This is a genomic window from Dickeya sp. Secpp 1600, assembly GCF_003049805.1.
In the GTDB taxonomy this organism is placed as follows: domain Bacteria; phylum Pseudomonadota; class Gammaproteobacteria; order Enterobacterales; family Enterobacteriaceae; genus Dickeya; species Dickeya fangzhongdai.
Genome location: NZ_CP023484.1, coordinates 240,634 through 255,807, shown reverse-complemented (window position 1 = coordinate 255,807; position 15,174 = coordinate 240,634). Strand labels below are relative to the sequence as shown.

Here is a 15,174-nt window from a genome sequence, read left to right as displayed (position 1 = left end):
GTGACCAAAAAGTCACCAGCCATCAGCCTGATAACTCAGGCTGCAACCGGAAGGGTTGGCTTATTTAACTTCAACTTCAGCGCCAGCTTCTTCCAGAGATTTTTTCAGAGCTTCAGCGTCATCTTTGCTCACGGCTTCTTTCAGAGCGGCCGGAGCAGACTCAACCAGGTCTTTCGCTTCTTTCAGACCCAGGCCAGTTGCGCCACGAACTGCTTTGATAACGGCAACTTTGTTAGCGCCAACAGCTTTCAGGATAACGTCGAACTCGGTTTTCTCTTCAGCAGCTTCAGCCGGGCCAGCAGCAGCTACAGCAACAGCGGCAGCAGCAGAAACGCCGAATTTTTCTTCCATTGCAGAGATCAGCTCAACAACGTCCATTACAGACATAGCCGCTACTGCTTCAATGATTTGATCTTTAGTGATAGACATGACAATTGTTCCTAACAATCAGAAAAAGTTTATACGTTAGCAAATGCGATAACAGGAAAAGTGCGATTAAGCAGCTTCTTTCTGATCGCGAACAGCAGCCAGAGTGCGGACCAGTTTGCCAGCAGAGGCTTCTTTCATGGTCGCCATCAGGCGTGCAATTGCTTCTTCGTAAGTCGGCAGCGTTGCCAGACGGTCAATTTGAGCCGCCGGAATCAACTCACCTTCAAAGGCCGCAGCTTTAACCTCAAATTTTGCATTCGCTTTCGCGAACTCTTTGAACAGACGAGCGGCAGCGCCCGGGTGCTCCATAGAGTATGCAATCAGGGTCGGACCAACAAACGTGTCTTTCAGGCATTCGAACTGAGTGCCTTCAACGACGCGGCGCAGCAGGGTGTTACGAACAACACGCATGTATACGCCAGCTTCACGACCTGCTTTACGCAGTTCAGTCATTTTATCTACGGTAACGCCGCGGGAATCCGCAACTACCGCAGACAGCGCGCCTTTGGCCACTTCGCTGACTTCAGCAACAATCGCTTGTTTGTCTTGAAGATTTAATGCCATTAGCTTTTGCTCCTGGATTTAGCCGGAGAAAATCTCCGGAACTCACTTCACCTGCCGCCAAAACGGAGACAGGCGCTGAAACACGGTGAGCAGAATCCAGCAGGACTATTCTTTAAAAAAGAATAAAAATGTTCTTTAGGCTCTGTCACCGTCTACGCAGGAAAATTAAGTTTCTGACGAAACACCTGCGGTCTTGGACGGAGGCCTGGATTAGGCCAGGCTCCAACCGAAAAATCGTCTCTTGTTCATTTACAGAACAACGGGCGTAAGATTATAAAGAAATCTCTCGCCCGGGTAAAGAGGAACAAAAGCTATCAGTTTGCGACTGCGTTCAGGCCGCTCTGATCGATGGCAACGCCAGCACCCATGGTGGTGGACAGGCTGATTTTCTTGATATAAACGCCTTTCGCCTGAGCCGGTTTGGCTTTTTTCAGCGCAACCAGCAGAGCTTCCAGGTTTTCTTTCAGTTTATCAGCGTCGAAATCAACCTTACCGATAGTGGTATGGATGATACCGTTCTTGTCGTTACGGTAACGCACCTGACCAGCTTTAGCGTTTTTCACAGCTTCAGCAACGTTCGGGGTTACAGTGCCCACTTTCGGGTTCGGCATCAGGCCGCGCGGGCCCAGGATCTGGCCCAGTTGACCAACAACGCGCATTGCATCCGGAGAAGCAATAACTACGTCGAAGTTCATCTCGCCTTTCTTGATCTGCTCAGCCAGGTCATCCATACCTACCAGGTCAGCGCCGGCGGCTTTAGCAGCTTCAGCGTTGGCACCCTGAGTAAATACAGCGACGCGAACAGTACGGCCAGTACCGTGCGGCAGTACAGTCGCGCCACGAACGTTCTGGTCGGATTTACGTGCGTCGATGCCCAGGTTTACGGCAACGTCAACACTTTCAACAAATTTAGCAGTGGCCAGCTCTTTCAGCAGGGCAACGGCTTCGTTGATGTCATATTGTTTGGTTACATCAACTTTGTCACGGATCACGCGCATGCGCTTGGTCAGCTTAGCCATTTCTTAGTCCTCCACTACCAGGCCCATGGAACGAGCAGTACCTTCAATGGAACGCGCCATGGCTTCCACGTCAGCACCAGTCATGTCCGCCGCTTTGGTCTGGGCAATTTCCAGAACCTGAGCACGGGTCACTTTACCCACTTTGTCTTTGTTCGGCTTACCGGAACCAGACTTGATACCAGCCGCTTTTTTCAGCAGTACGGATGCCGGCGGAGTTTTGGTAACGAAGGTGAAGGAACGGTCGGAGTAAACAGTGATAACAACCGGAATCGGCAGACCTTTTTCCAGGCTTTCTGTTTTGGCGTTGAATGCCTTACAGAATTCCATGATGTTAACACCCTGCTGACCCAGAGCCGGACCAACTGGCGGACTCGGGTTAGCCATACCAGCTGCAACCTGCAGCTTGACATAGGCTTGTACTTTCTTGGCCATTTAGCTTTCCTCTAATGGGTAATAACGCTTCACGAAGAAGCTCCCCCGCGATTTATAAACATGTTATGCGTCTTAGTGGCACATAAAACAAAGGCGCGAAATTGTAGGTCAATTTCGCGCCGGATACAAGTATCGAATTTAGGCAGTGATTAGCCTTTTTCAACCTGGCTGAAATCCAGCTCGACAGGGGTCGCTCGACCAAAGATGGAGACGGAAACCTTCAGGCGGCTTTTCTCGTAATCGACTTCTTCCACCACACCGTTGAAATCGGCAAACGGGCCGTCGTTGACGCGCACCATTTCGCCCGGTTCGAACAGCGTTTTCGGCCGCGGCTTGTCGCCCACCTGCTGCAGACGGTTCATGATAGCGTCCACTTCTTTATCGCTGATCGGCGCAGGGCGATCGGACGTCCCGCCGATGAACCCCATGACGCGCGGTACGCTACGGACCAAATGCCAGCTGGCATCATCCATCACCATCTGTACCAGCACGTAGCCCGGGAAGAATTTGCGCTCGCTCTTGCGACGCTGGCCGCCACGAATTTCAACCACTTCTTCGGTCGGTACCATCACCTCACCAAAGTGGTCTTCCATGTTATGGAGCTTGATATGTTCACGCAGAGACTGTGCTACGCGACCTTCAAAGCCAGAAAACGCCTGAACGACGTACCAACGTTTCTTTGGAGCTTCAGACATCTTAGAACCTCAGGCCAGTAATAAACGATACCAGACGCACCAGAATGCCATCCAGTCCCCACAGAATCAGCGACATAACGGCAGTTACAGCAGCAACGATCAGAGTGGTGTGCAATGTTTCCTGCCGGGTCGGCCAGATCACCTTGCGAACTTCGGTCCGGGCTTCACGCGCAAACAAAACAGTTGCTTTGCCTTTCGTCGTCAGCAATGCCACGCCGCCCGCAGCAGCAATTAAAATAACCACAGCCAATGCACGCAGCGGCAAGCTGAATTCACGGTAGTAGTAATTACCTACAATTGCCGCGATCAGCAATACTGCAACGACCAGCCATTTCAGCGCCTCAAGACCACGCCCGCTCTCCTGAGCTTCGGTATTCGCACTCATAAACCAACCTGTCACTAGATTCAGACAAATAATTTTGCCCTGCCGTAAGGGCAAACCAGACCGGAAAGTATTCTAAAATCAAGCAATCCGGGACTCACACCGCTTACACAGAGCCTATCTCACCAATGATTATACTGCACAATCGCTGATGAGATAGGTTCTACGACAACAGCGTAGAAAAAGGGCATCAAATGATGCCCTTTTACCGCATGTTGCGTCAAATTTTATCAGCAATTAAGCGATAACTTTGGCAACCACGCCGGCGCCTACAGTACGGCCGCCTTCACGGATAGCGAAACGCAGACCGTCGTCCATCGCGATCGGCGCGATCAGGTTTACGACCATCTTGATGTTGTCGCCTGGCATTACCATTTCTACGCCTTCCGGCAGTTCGATGGTGCCTGTCACGTCAGTTGTACGGAAGTAGAACTGCGGACGGTAGCCTTTGAAGAACGGCGTGTGACGGCCACCTTCGTCTTTGCTCAGGATATACACTTCAGATTCGAACTGAGTGTGCGGCTTGATTGAGCCCGGCTTGGCCAGAACCTGACCACGCTCAACTTCATCACGCTTGGTACCACGCAGCAGAACACCCACGTTCTCGCCCGCACGGCCTTCGTCCAGCAGTTTGCGGAACATTTCAACACCAGTACAGGTGGTTTTCGTGGTGTCTTTGATACCCACGATTTCAACTTCTTCACCCACTTTGATGATGCCGCGCTCTACACGACCGGTTACTACGGTACCACGGCCGGAGATGGAGAATACGTCTTCGATCGGCAGCAGGAACGGCTTGTCAATCGCACGCTCCGGTTCCGGAATGTAGCTGTCCAGCGCTTCGGCCAGTTCGATGATTTTCGCTTCCCACTCGGCATCGCCTTCCAGCGCTTTCAGCGCGGAACCGCGGATAACCGGCGTGTCGTCGCCCGGGAAGTCGTACTGAGACAGCAGCTCGCGCACTTCCATCTCAACCAGTTCCAGCAGCTCTTCGTCATCAACCATGTCGCATTTGTTCAGGAACACGATGATGTACGGAACGCCTACCTGACGACCCAGCAGGATGTGCTCACGAGTCTGCGGCATCGGGCCGTCAGTCGCAGCAACTACCAGGATCGCGCCGTCCATCTGGGCAGCACCGGTGATCATGTTTTTCACGTAGTCGGCGTGTCCCGGGCAGTCAACGTGCGCGTAGTGACGAGTCGGGGTATCGTATTCAACGTGAGAGGTGTTGATGGTGATACCACGCGCTTTTTCTTCCGGCGCGTTGTCGATCTGGTCGAATGCACGAGCCTGGCCACCGTAGGTTTTCGCCAGAACGGTAGTGATGGCTGCGGTCAGCGTTGTTTTACCATGGTCAACGTGGCCGATAGTACCGACGTTAACGTGCGGTTTTGTACGTTCAAATTTTTCTTTAGACATCGATTGTCCCTCTAAGACACGGATAAATCGGTGGTATCACCACATCAACCAAGCAATTACTTGCTGAGCTTTTAACAGAAAGAAAATCAGGAGGAAAATAAAGAAGTGGTGCTGATAGGCAGATTCGAACTGCCGACCTCACCCTTACCAAGGGTGCGCTCTACCAACTGAGCTATATCAGCACATCTAATTGGAGCGGGCAGTGGGAATCGAACCCACATCATCAGCTTGGAAGGCTGAGGTAATAGCCATTATACGATGCCCGCATCCTGGAACTCGGCTACCTGATTTCTCTGTAGAACATTAAAGCAAGGCACAATTTACATTGATACCTTGCTTTTTTTTCGATTCGGCTTTGATATTTCGTACCGCATCGATTGCATCCTGTCGCCAGGATTGAATTTGGTGGTGGGGGAAGGATTCGAACCTTCGAAGTCTGTGACGGCAGATTTACAGTCTGCTCCCTTTGGCCGCTCGGGAACCCCACCTTATTGTATGTACTTGATGGTGCCGGCTGCCGGAATCGAACTGGCGACCTACTGATTACAAGTCAGTTGCTCTACCTACTGAGCTAAGCCGGCATCAAGTGCTGCGCATTCTAGGCAGAGGGGCCGGTCTATGCAACAAAAAAATTGCTCAAAATGCGCTATCGCTTAGATTTTGCACAAATTCGGATGCTGTTTCACATTACTGTCAATCATTCGTGCAAATAAGCATCAGGAAACATGTTAAAAGCGCTCTGCGCGTACGGTTCTCAGGCATTCAGGCATCAATGATATGTCACCGCCATCACCGAATATCTGCACCAAAAAAGTGATAATGCCCCCCTTTGTGGCAGTCCTGAGCATGAGATGCGGCATTTAGCCACTTTTAGCCGCCATCGATGAATGGAACATTCCTTGCATGAAAAATCAGACGAGACACGTTTTAGCCCAACCCAGCAGGAGAGACAGCATGAAGATCGTATTACTGAATGTCGCCACTCTTCCCGTCTATCGTTACGAGTTAGCCGGCTTACTGGTAAATGCTGTGGCAAAGGGAGCGTCTGTCGGTTACCAGTCACCGCTAACGCACGAGGAAGCCGAGAGCTATTTCCACAGCCTGCGTCCTTCTGTCGCCGAAGGAGAGCGCCTGTTATGGATTGCGCGCGATGATAATGGCGTGATAGGCAGTATCCAGCTTGAACTGTGCCAAAAATCAAACGGACAAAACCGGGCTGAAATACAAAAACTGCTGGTTCATAGCAGCATGCGACGCCAGGGGATTGGAAAACGTTTACTCTCCACGCTGGAGCAGGCGGCATTACAGCATCGACGCGGCTTGATCTATCTCGATACGCAAGCCGGTTCGCCTGCCGAGCACTTTTATCGTGCTCAGGGTTACCGCTATCTGGGAGAACTTCCCGACTATGCCAGTTCTCCCGATGGTTATTACTATCCGACAGCAATTTACTACAAGCGCCTGTTCGCCGTGAATCGCGTAGAGCGCGCCCTCGCCAGCTAATCCCTACCTGATGCCTGTATCACAGGTATCAGGGTTGATACAGATTTTTGCTTCTTTTCCTGACCCTCATGGTGGTAACCTGCCCGCTGGACGATAATTTTATCAGGAAAGGATGCTGCGGCTGTTGCCTGTCCAGCCTCCCGGTGTCTCAGTTTCATGCACTGAAACCTGGCTGTTTCCCTTCCTTACCGGTAGCGTCAAGCAGAAATACATTTATGACTAATAACGCGCAATCTTTCGCAACGCCTTATCTTCAGTTCAATCGCCAGCAATGGGCCAACTTGCGTGACTCTGTGCCATTGACTCTGACTGAAGATGAAATCATTAAACTCAAAGGCATTAACGAAGATCTATCTTTGGATGAGGTCGCGGAAATTTATCTGCCATTATCTCGACTGCTCAATTTTTATATCAGTTCCAATTTACGGCGTCAGGCCGTGCTTGAGCAGTTTCTGGGAACCGATGGACAGAAAATCCCTTATATTATCGGTATTGCTGGTAGTGTTGCCGTAGGGAAAAGCACGACAGCGCGTGTACTGCAGGCATTGCTCAGCCGCTGGCCGGAACATCGGAAAGTTGAACTGATTACCACCGACGGTTTTCTTCATCCCAATAAGGTATTACAGCAAAAAAATCTGATGAAGAAGAAAGGATTCCCCCAGTCCTATGATATGCATAGCCTGGTAAAATTCGTTTCTGAGATAAAATCCGGTGTCCCTTGGGTAACGGCCCCCACCTATTCTCACCTGACCTATGATATTGTGCCCGATTGCAATAAAGTCATAGAACAGCCGGATATTCTGATTCTTGAAGGACTGAATGTTCTGCAAAGCGGGATGGATTATCCCCACGACCCTCATCGTGTTTTTGTATCTGATTTCGTGGATTTTTCCATCTATGTCGATGCGCCCGAGGAACTACTGAAGAGCTGGTATATCAATCGATTTCTGAAATTCAGGCAGGGTGCATTTACCAATCCCGACTCCTATTTCCACAATTATGCAAAATTGGCGGAAACAGAAGCCGTTAATATCGCATCACAATTATGGAATGAGATTAATGGTTTGAATCTCAAGCAGAACATACTGCCGACGCGTGGACGAGCCAGCCTTATCATGACCAAAAGCGCAAATCACGCAGTCGAGTGTGTACGCTTAAGAAAATAAAAATAGAGGGGATGACAATCCCCTATTACCATCCACGCAGAGAAATCTCACCGCCAATATAAGACTGAATTACCCCATCCTGCTCCAGCAATAACGCCCCCTGGCTATCAATGCCTTTATCAATACCTTTTATTTCCCGATTACCGACAATCAGCTTCACTGCGCGATTATAAAAATTATCCAGATTGTTCCATCGGGAAATAAAGGGAGCTAAACCTTGTTGTTCATAAATAGCCAATGCGGCACGCAGTTCAGTAACGAGCTTCACAGCCAGCATATTACGATCAATATCAATCCCTGCTTCCTGCAGGTTGATCCATCCCTGATCGATCACAGTCGAGCCTGATGAATTCATGCGCAAATTAATACCTGCGCCGATAACCAGATGCGCAGCATCCCCCGTCCGTCCATTTAATTCAACGAGAATACCAGCCAGTTTTTTATCGTTCAGGTACAAGTCATTCGGCCATTTTACCCGCACCCCTTCAGCTCCCAGATGATGCAAGACTTCCGCCATAATGATGCCAATCACCAGACTCACGCCAACCGCTGCGGCAGGTCCTTGTTCCAGACGCCAATACAGTGACAAGTAGAGGTTACTGCCAAAGGGGGAAAACCATTTTCGACCACGACGCCCCCGCCCAGCCTGTTGGTATTCGGCAATGCAAGCATCACCCGACGATACCGAATCAAGGCGATCCAACAGATATTGATTGGTAGAATCAATCACGGGTAAAACCGCTATATTGCCGCTTTGTATTTGCGAGCGAATCTTCTCTGCATCAAGCAATTGAATTGGGGCTGAAAGTGCATAACCTTTTCCAGTTACAGTAAAGACATCCAACCCCCACTCTCTGATGGTCTGAATATGTTTGTTGATGGCTGCCCGGCTCATCCCCATTAGCTCACCGAGATATTCCCCCGAATAAAACTCACCATCGGACAGAATAGAGATTAGCTTCAACGGGACGGTATAATCTTTCATGCCAAAACCTCCACTGCATTAACCTCTCCCTGAGCGGAAATAAACCGTACCTCAGGCTCCAGCCACACATCGAATTGCTCTGCAACTTTGTTTCTTACATAACGAGCCAGATTAACCAGATCACGACTGGTTGCTTCGCCTTTATTCACCAGAACCAGAGCCTGCTTATCATGAACTGCAGCCTGACCAATTTGATGCCCTTTTAAACCGCATTGTTCGATCAACCAGCCGGCAGCCAGCTTTACCTCACCATTCGGTTGAGGATAATGAGGGGCATTGGGATAATTCGCCAGAATGTGTTCAGCTATAGCGGCAGGAATTACCGGGTTTTTGAAAAAACTACCTGCATTACCCATTACCGCAGGATCGGGTAATTTGCTCCGCCTCATCTGACAAACGGCGTCAAAGACTTGTTTTGCTGTCACTGCCGAAGGGTCAAGGCGAGTAAGATCGCCATATTCCAGGACCGGCTTCCACTCTTTCGATAAACGAAATCCTACTGCGATAATGGCAAATCCATCCTGGTATTCATGCTTGAAAACGCTATCCCGATAACCGAACTGGCACTCTTCAGCGCTCAGGCGCGCTGTCTCGCCCGTTCTCAGATTTAGCATATCGACATAAGCACAGACCTTTTTCAGCTCTACACCATAAGCGCCGATATTCTGAATAGGCGCGGATCCAACACATCCTGGGATCAAGGCCAGATTCTCGAGACCGGAAATCTGGCGTTCCAGCGTATATTCCACAAGGTGATGCCAGTTTTCTCCAGCCCCAACATGGAGCATCCATTCAGATGCAGTCTCTTTGATCTCAATCCCTTTGAGCCGATTAATGAGTACTATGCCGTGAAAATCGTCCAGAAAGAGTACATTACTCCCTTCCCCCAATATCAGGATTGGTAACCCGCTCTGATTAGCACGCTGCCATGCAGATAACAACTCACTTGAATTTTCGATAATCGCGACCTCTGTCGCAAATACCGGTAAGGAGAAGGAATTAAACGATTTTAGAGATGTGACAGAATTCGTCATGGTAGCCAATACTCAGTAAACATTTAGGCATAGTCTAACTGATTCTGAGGGATTATTGAGGGATGTTTTATCTGCCGGCAGGCACAAAAAGGGACAGGGTGCGCAGAGGGAGAATCACACAACACCGGAAGACCGAACAGGACCGCAACCCCCACCGCCGGGCCGCCGGTCATCTCCGCCCTGGCACTCGGTTCTGCCACCGCACCCCCAAAGCAAAAAACCCCCGGCATAACCGGGGGTTCCTTATGTGATGCCTGGCAGTTCCCTACTCTCGCATGGGGAGACCCCACACTACCATCGGCGCTACGGCGTTTCACTTCTGAGTTCGGCATGGGGTCAGGTGGGACCACCGCGCTCTCGCCGCCAGGCAAATTCTTTTCATTCCAACCGTCATGCCCACGCTACCGCGCCGCACAACCATCAGAATCCATCCGTCGAACAAGCCAAATTCTTTCTCGTCTCTCTCACCAAAACACCTTCGGTGTTGTAAGGTTAAGCCTCCCGGGTCATTAGTACTGGTTAGCTCAACGTATCGCTACGCTTACACACCCAGCCTATCAACGTCCTCGTCTCGAACGTCCCTTCAGGGGAATCAAGTTCCCAGGGAAGACTCATCTCGGGGCAAGTTTCCCGCTTAGATGCTTTCAGCGGTTATCTCTTCCGCACTTAGCTACCGGGCAATGCAATTGGCATCACAACCCGAACACCAGTGGTGCGTTCACTCCGGTCCTCTCGTACTAGGAGCAACCCCCCTCAATCTTCCAGCGCCCACGGCAGATAGGGACCGAACTGTCTCACGACGTTCTAAACCCAGCTCGCGTACCACTTTAAATGGCGAACAGCCATACCCTTGGGACCTACTTCAGCCCCAGGATGTGATGAGCCGACATCGAGGTGCCAAACACCGCCGTCGATATGAACTCTTGGGCGGTATCAGCCTGTTATCCCCGGAGTACCTTTTATCCGTTGAGCGATGGCCCTTCCATTCAGAACCACCGGATCACTAAGACCTGCTTTCGCACCTGCTCGAGCCGTCACTCTCGCAGTCAAGCTAGCTTATGCCTTTGCACTAACCTCCTGATGTCCGACCAGGATTAGCTAACCTTCGTGCTCCTCCGTTACTCTTTGGGAGGAGACCGCCCCAGTCAAACTACCCACCAGACACTGTCCGCAACCCGGTTCACGGGTCCACGTTAGAACATCAAACATTAAAGGGTGGTATTTCAAGGTTGGCTCCATGCAGACTGGCGTCCACACTTCAAAGCCTCCCACCTATCCTACACATCAAGGCTCAAGGTTCAGTGTCAAGCTATAGTAAAGGTTCACGGGGTCTTTCCGTCTTGCCGCGGGTACACTGCATCTTCACAGCGAGTTCAATTTCACTGAGTCTCGGGTGGAGACAGCCTGGCCATCATTACGCCATTCGTGCAGGTCGGAACTTACCCGACAAGGAATTTCGCTACCTTAGGACCGTTATAGTTACGGCCGCCGTTTACCGGGGCTTCGATCAAGAGCTTCTCCTTACGGATAACCCCATCAATTAACCTTCCGGCACCGGGCAGGCGTCACACCGTATACGTCCACTTTCGTGTTTGCACAGTGCTGTGTTTTTATTAAACAGTTGCAGCCAGCTGGTATCTGCGACTGGGCTCAGCTCCATCCGCAAGGGACTTCACCATGCCCAGCGTGCCTTCTCCCGAAGTTACGGCACCATTTTGCCTAGTTCCTTCACCCGAGTTCTCTCAAGCGCCTGAGTATTCTCTACCTGACCACCTGTGTCGGTTTGGGGTACGATTCAATGTTACCTGATGCTTAGAGGCTTTTCCTGGAAGCAGGGCATCTGTCACTTCAGTACCGTAGTACCTCGTCATCACGCCTCAGTGTTACGGCAGACCGGATTTGCCTGGTCCACCCACCTGCACGCTTAAACCGGGACAACCGTCGCCCGGATGACATAGCCTTCTCCGTCCCCCCTTCGCAGTAACACCAAGTACAGGAATATTAACCTGTTTCCCATCGACTACGCTTTTCAGCCTCGCCTTAGGGGTCGACTCACCCTGCCCCGATTAACGTTGGACAGGAACCCTTGGTCTTCCGGCGTGCGGGTTTTTCACCCGCATTATCGTTACTTATGTCAGCATTCGCACTTCTGATACCTCCAGCAGACCTCACAGTCCACCTTCAACGGCTTACAGAACGCTCCCCTACCCAACAACGCCTAAGCGTCGCTGCCGCAGCTTCGGTGCATGGTTTTAGCCCCGTTACATCTTCCGCGCAGGCCGACTCGACCAGTGAGCTATTACGCTTTCTTTAAATGATGGCTGCTTCTAAGCCAACATCCTGGCTGTCTGGGCCTTCCCACATCGTTTCCCACTTAACCATGACTTTGGGACCTTAGCTGGCGGTCTGGGTTGTTTCCCTCTTCACGACGGACGTTAGCACCCGCCGTGTGTCTCCCGTGATAACATTCTCCGGTATTCGCAGTTTGCATCGGGTTGGTAAGCCGGGATGGCCCCCTAGCCGAAACAGTGCTCTACCCCCGGAGATGAATTCACGAGGCGCTACCTAAATAGCTTTCGGGGAGAACCAGCTATCTCCCGGTTTGATTGGCCTTTCACCCCCAGCCACAAGTCATCCGCTAATTTTTCAACATTAGTCGGTTCGGTCCTCCAGTTAGTGTTACCCAACCTTCAACCTGCCCATGGCTAGATCACCGGGTTTCGGGTCTATACCCTGCAACTTAACGCCCAGTTAAGACTCGGTTTCCCTGCGGCTCCCCTATACGGTTAACCTTGCTACAGAATATAAGTCGCTGACCCATTATACAAAAGGTACGCAGTCACACCCAAAAGGTGCTCCCACTGCTTGTACGTACACGGTTTCAGGTTCTATTTCACTCCCCTCGCCGGGGTTCTTTTCGCCTTTCCCTCACGGTACTGGTTCACTATCGGTCAGTCAGGAGTATTTAGCCTTGGAGGATGGTCCCCCCATGTTCAGACAGGATACCACGTGTCCCGCCCTACTCATCGAACTCACGGCCTGTGCATCTTCGTGTACGGGACTTTCACCCTGTATCGTGCGACTTTCCAGACGCTTCCACTGACACACAAGCCGATTCAGGTTCTGGGCTGCTCCCCGTTCGCTCGCCGCTACTGGGGGAATCTCGGTTGATTTCTTTTCCTCGGGGTACTGAGATGTTTCAGTTCCCCCGGTTCGCCTCATTAACCTATGGATTCAGTTAATGATAGTGTGACGAGTCACACTGGGTTTCCCCATTCGGGTATCGTCGGGTATAACGGTTCATATCACCTTGCCGACGCTTTTCGCAGATTAGCACGCCCTTCATCGCCTCTGACTGCCTAGGCATCCACCGTGTACGCTTAGTCGCTTAACCTCACAACCCGAAAGTGTCTCGGGATGCGGGTATATTGAGAGACTCGAACAACACATGAATTCACACTCATATGCCGTCGTTTCAAATTTTCAGCTTGTTCCGGATTGTTAAAGAGCAGATAACATAAACCTGACTATCACTAATCAGTTTTAGGTTAGCGTTGACCGTGCCTTTCACCCACTGTCAGTCATATTGGCGTCCCCTAGGGGATTCGAACCCCTGTTACCGCCGTGAAAGGGCGGTGTCCTGGGCCTCTAGACGAAGGGGACATCACTTGTCAGCTTCGCAAGACGCTTTTGACTCTTTCTTATCATCAGACAATCTGTGTGGACACCACGCAGGCACTTCAACTCGGTAAGGAGGTGATCCAACCGCAGGTTCCCCTACGGTTACCTTGTTACGACTTCACCCCAGTCATGAATCACAAAGTGGTAAGCGCCCTCCCGAAGGTTAAGCTACCTACTTCTTTTGCAACCCACTCCCATGGTGTGACGGGCGGTGTGTACAAGGCCCGGGAACGTATTCACCGTAGCATTCTGATCTACGATTACTAGCGATTCCGACTTCATGGAGTCGAGTTGCAGACTCCAATCCGGACTACGACGTACTTTATGAGGTCCGCTTGCTCTCGCGAGGTCGCTTCTCTTTGTATACGCCATTGTAGCACGTGTGTAGCCCTACTCGTAAGGGCCATGATGACTTGACGTCATCCCCACCTTCCTCCGGTTTATCACCGGCAGTCTCCCCTGAGTTCCCACCCGTAGTGCTGGCAACAGAGGATAAGGGTTGCGCTCGTTGCGGGACTTAACCCAACATTTCACAACACGAGCTGACGACAGCCATGCAGCACCTGTCTCAGCGTTCCCGAAGGCACGACCGCATCTCTGCAGTCTTCGCTGGATGTCAAGAGTAGGTAAGGTTCTTCGCGTTGCATCGAATTAAACCACATGCTCCACCGCTTGTGCGGGCCCCCGTCAATTCATTTGAGTTTTAACCTTGCGGCCGTACTCCCCAGGCGGTCGATTTAACGCGTTAGCTCCGGAAGCCACGCCTCAAGGGCACAACCTCCAAATCGACATCGTTTACAGCGTGGACTACCAGGGTATCTAATCCTGTTTGCTCCCCACGCTTTCGCACCTGAGCGTCAGTCTTCGTCCAGGGGGCCGCCTTCGCCACCGGTATTCCTCCAGATCTCTACGCATTTCACCGCTACACCTGGAATTCTACCCCCCTCTACGAGACTCTAGCCTGTCAGTTTTGAATGCAGTTCCCAGGTTAAGCCCGGGGATTTCACATCCAACTTAACAGACCGCCTGCGTGCGCTTTACGCCCAGTCATTCCGATTAACGCTTGCACCCTCCGTATTACCGCGGCTGCTGGCACGGAGTTAGCCGGTGCTTCTTCTGCGGGTAACGTCAATCGACAAGGTTATTAACCTTGCCGCCTTCCTCCCCGCTGAAAGTGCTTTACAACCCGAAGGCCTTCTTCACACACGCGGCATGGCTGCATCAGGGTTTCCCCCATTGTGCAATATTCCCCACTGCTGCCTCCCGTAGGAGTCTGGACCGTGTCTCAGTTCCAGTGTGGCTGGTCATCCTCTCAGACCAGCTAGGGATCGTCGCCTAGGTGAGCCGTTACCCCACCTACTAGCTAATCCCATCTGGGTTCATCCGATGGCGTGAGGCCCGAAGGTCCCCCACTTTGGTCTTGCGACGTTATGCGGTATTAGCTACCGTTTCCAGTAGTTATCCCCCTCCATCAGGCAGATCCCCAGACATTACTCACCCGTCCGCCGCTCGCCGGCGGGGAAGCAAGCTTCCCCCCGCTGCCGCTCGACTTGCATGTGTTAGGCCTGCCGCCAGCGTTCAATCTGAGCCATGATCAAACTCTTCAATTTAAAGTTTGATGTGTTTTCCGAAGAAAACGTGCTCAAAGAATTTACCGTTAGTTCGTATGAATTAACTGTTGTCACTCTTCAAGACTTTTCACAAATATTTTAGTGAAGCGTCCTGCGAGTGCCCACACAGATTGTCTGATTGATTGTTAAAGAGCAGGACCACTTACCGTGGTCGCGGGTCGCATATATTATGCTTTCCCGAAAAGAAGTCAAGCGATATGCGCCTGATTTCTTACTGAAACCGCTTCGGTT

At 51.2% G+C, this 15,174-nt stretch carries 11 protein-coding genes, 5 tRNA genes and 3 rRNA genes; 2 read left to right on the top strand and 17 right to left on the bottom strand.

All coding sequences use genetic code 11. From position 1 onward, the window contains the following. Window positions 1-60: 60 nt before the first annotated feature. From rplL to CPA59_RS01105, 11 genes are all read right to left on the bottom strand, one after another. Entirely contained in the window at window positions 61-429 is a 369-nt protein-coding gene (gene rplL / locus CPA59_RS01155; protein ID WP_015855383.1) for a 50S ribosomal protein L7/L12, read from the bottom strand. A 66-nt stretch (window positions 430-495) separates the two neighbouring features. Then, a complete protein-coding gene (gene rplJ, locus CPA59_RS01150) occupies window positions 496-993 on the bottom strand; it encodes a 50S ribosomal protein L10 (RefSeq protein WP_012882962.1) in 498 nt (165 codons plus the stop codon). A 314-nt stretch (window positions 994-1,307) separates the two neighbouring features. Then, window positions 1,308-2,012, bottom strand: coding sequence for a 50S ribosomal protein L1 (rplA, locus tag CPA59_RS01145; protein ID WP_038917498.1), 705 nt, complete (start codon window positions 2,010-2,012; stop codon window positions 1,308-1,310). 3 nt (window positions 2,013-2,015) lie between these two features. Beyond that, window positions 2,016-2,444 carry a 50S ribosomal protein L11 gene (gene rplK / locus CPA59_RS01140; RefSeq protein ID WP_015855385.1) on the bottom strand — a complete coding sequence of 143 codons (429 nt, stop codon included), beginning with the start codon at window positions 2,442-2,444 and terminating at the stop codon, window positions 2,016-2,018. Between the two features lie 149 nt (window positions 2,445-2,593). After that, complete coding sequence (gene nusG / locus CPA59_RS01135; RefSeq protein ID WP_015848189.1) at window positions 2,594-3,139, bottom strand: transcription termination/antitermination protein NusG; 546 nt, start codon at window positions 3,137-3,139, stop codon at window positions 2,594-2,596. 1 nt (window position 3,140) lies between these two features. Next, window positions 3,141-3,524, bottom strand: coding sequence for a preprotein translocase subunit SecE (gene secE, locus CPA59_RS01130; RefSeq protein ID WP_033568032.1), 384 nt, complete (start codon window positions 3,522-3,524; stop codon window positions 3,141-3,143). A 234-nt stretch (window positions 3,525-3,758) separates the two neighbouring features. Further along, window positions 3,759-4,943 carry an elongation factor Tu gene (gene tuf / locus CPA59_RS01125; protein ID WP_012882957.1) on the bottom strand — a complete coding sequence of 395 codons (1,185 nt, stop codon included), beginning with the start codon at window positions 4,941-4,943 and terminating at the stop codon, window positions 3,759-3,761. Window positions 4,944-5,049: 106 nt separating this feature from the next. Then, window positions 5,050-5,125: transfer RNA gene (locus tag CPA59_RS01120), tRNA-Thr, on the bottom strand. Window positions 5,126-5,134: 9 nt separating this feature from the next. After that, window positions 5,135-5,209: transfer RNA gene (locus CPA59_RS01115), tRNA-Gly, on the bottom strand. 137 nt (window positions 5,210-5,346) lie between these two features. Beyond that, a tRNA-Tyr gene (locus CPA59_RS01110) sits at window positions 5,347-5,431 on the bottom strand. A 17-nt stretch (window positions 5,432-5,448) separates the two neighbouring features. Next, window positions 5,449-5,524: transfer RNA gene (locus CPA59_RS01105), tRNA-Thr, on the bottom strand. Window positions 5,525-5,897: 373 nt separating this feature from the next. On the opposite strand from CPA59_RS01105, the gene CPA59_RS01100 reads away from it, so the two are divergent. Both CPA59_RS01100 and coaA read left to right on the top strand, forming a co-directional pair. After that, the gene (locus CPA59_RS01100; RefSeq protein WP_038663360.1) at window positions 5,898-6,446 is read left to right on the top strand and encodes a GNAT family N-acetyltransferase; all 549 of its coding nucleotides are present in this window, start codon (window positions 5,898-5,900) and stop codon (window positions 6,444-6,446) included. Between the two features lie 215 nt (window positions 6,447-6,661). Beyond that, a complete protein-coding gene (coaA, locus tag CPA59_RS01095) occupies window positions 6,662-7,612 on the top strand; it encodes a type I pantothenate kinase (protein WP_038917496.1) in 951 nt (316 codons plus the stop codon). Window positions 7,613-7,637: 25 nt separating this feature from the next. On the opposite strand, the gene birA is transcribed toward coaA, so the two are convergent. From birA to CPA59_RS01065, 6 genes are all read right to left on the bottom strand, one after another. Next, on the bottom strand, window positions 7,638-8,597 hold the full coding sequence (gene birA / locus CPA59_RS01090) for a bifunctional biotin--[acetyl-CoA-carboxylase] ligase/biotin operon repressor BirA (protein WP_107758539.1): 960 nt from the start codon (window positions 8,595-8,597) through the stop codon (window positions 7,638-7,640). Continuing rightward, window positions 8,594-9,631, bottom strand: a complete 1,038-nt coding sequence (murB, locus tag CPA59_RS01085) for a UDP-N-acetylmuramate dehydrogenase (protein WP_107758538.1) — start codon at window positions 9,629-9,631, stop codon at window positions 8,594-8,596. The genes birA and murB overlap by 4 nt, the downstream gene beginning before the upstream one ends. 252 nt (window positions 9,632-9,883) lie before the next feature. Then, window positions 9,884-9,999: ribosomal RNA gene (gene rrf / locus CPA59_RS01080) — 5S ribosomal RNA — on the bottom strand. A gap of 120 nt (window positions 10,000-10,119) precedes the next feature. Continuing rightward, window positions 10,120-13,025 (bottom strand): 23S ribosomal RNA (locus CPA59_RS01075). Window positions 13,026-13,218: 193 nt separating this feature from the next. Beyond that, window positions 13,219-13,294, bottom strand: a tRNA-Glu gene (locus tag CPA59_RS01070). An 86-nt stretch (window positions 13,295-13,380) separates the two neighbouring features. Further along, a 16S ribosomal RNA gene (locus CPA59_RS01065) occupies window positions 13,381-14,922 on the bottom strand. Together the 16S, 23S and 5S rRNA genes with 1 tRNA gene alongside form the textbook arrangement of a ribosomal RNA operon. Window positions 14,923-15,174 lie beyond the last annotated feature (252 nt).

Coding starts and splice junctions, on each gene's coding strand:
- rplL (WP_015855383.1), bottom strand. CDS start 429: ATGTCTATCACTAAAGATCAAATCATTGAAGCAGTAGCGGCTATGTCT.
- rplJ (WP_012882962.1), bottom strand. CDS start 993: ATGGCATTAAATCTTCAAGACAAACAAGCGATTGTTGCTGAAGTCAGC.
- rplA (WP_038917498.1), bottom strand. CDS start 2,012: ATGGCTAAGCTGACCAAGCGCATGCGCGTGATCCGTGACAAAGTTGAT.
- rplK (WP_015855385.1), bottom strand. CDS start 2,444: ATGGCCAAGAAAGTACAAGCCTATGTCAAGCTGCAGGTTGCAGCTGGT.
- nusG (WP_015848189.1), bottom strand. CDS start 3,139: ATGTCTGAAGCTCCAAAGAAACGTTGGTACGTCGTTCAGGCGTTTTCT.
- secE (WP_033568032.1), bottom strand. CDS start 3,524: ATGAGTGCGAATACCGAAGCTCAGGAGAGCGGGCGTGGTCTTGAGGCG.
- tuf (WP_012882957.1), bottom strand. CDS start 4,943: ATGTCTAAAGAAAAATTTGAACGTACAAAACCGCACGTTAACGTCGGT.
- CPA59_RS01100 (WP_038663360.1), top strand. CDS start 5,898: ATGAAGATCGTATTACTGAATGTCGCCACTCTTCCCGTCTATCGTTAC.
- coaA (WP_038917496.1), top strand. CDS start 6,662: ATGACTAATAACGCGCAATCTTTCGCAACGCCTTATCTTCAGTTCAAT.
- birA (WP_107758539.1), bottom strand. CDS start 8,597: ATGAAAGATTATACCGTCCCGTTGAAGCTAATCTCTATTCTGTCCGAT.
- murB (WP_107758538.1), bottom strand. CDS start 9,631: ATGACGAATTCTGTCACATCTCTAAAATCGTTTAATTCCTTCTCCTTA.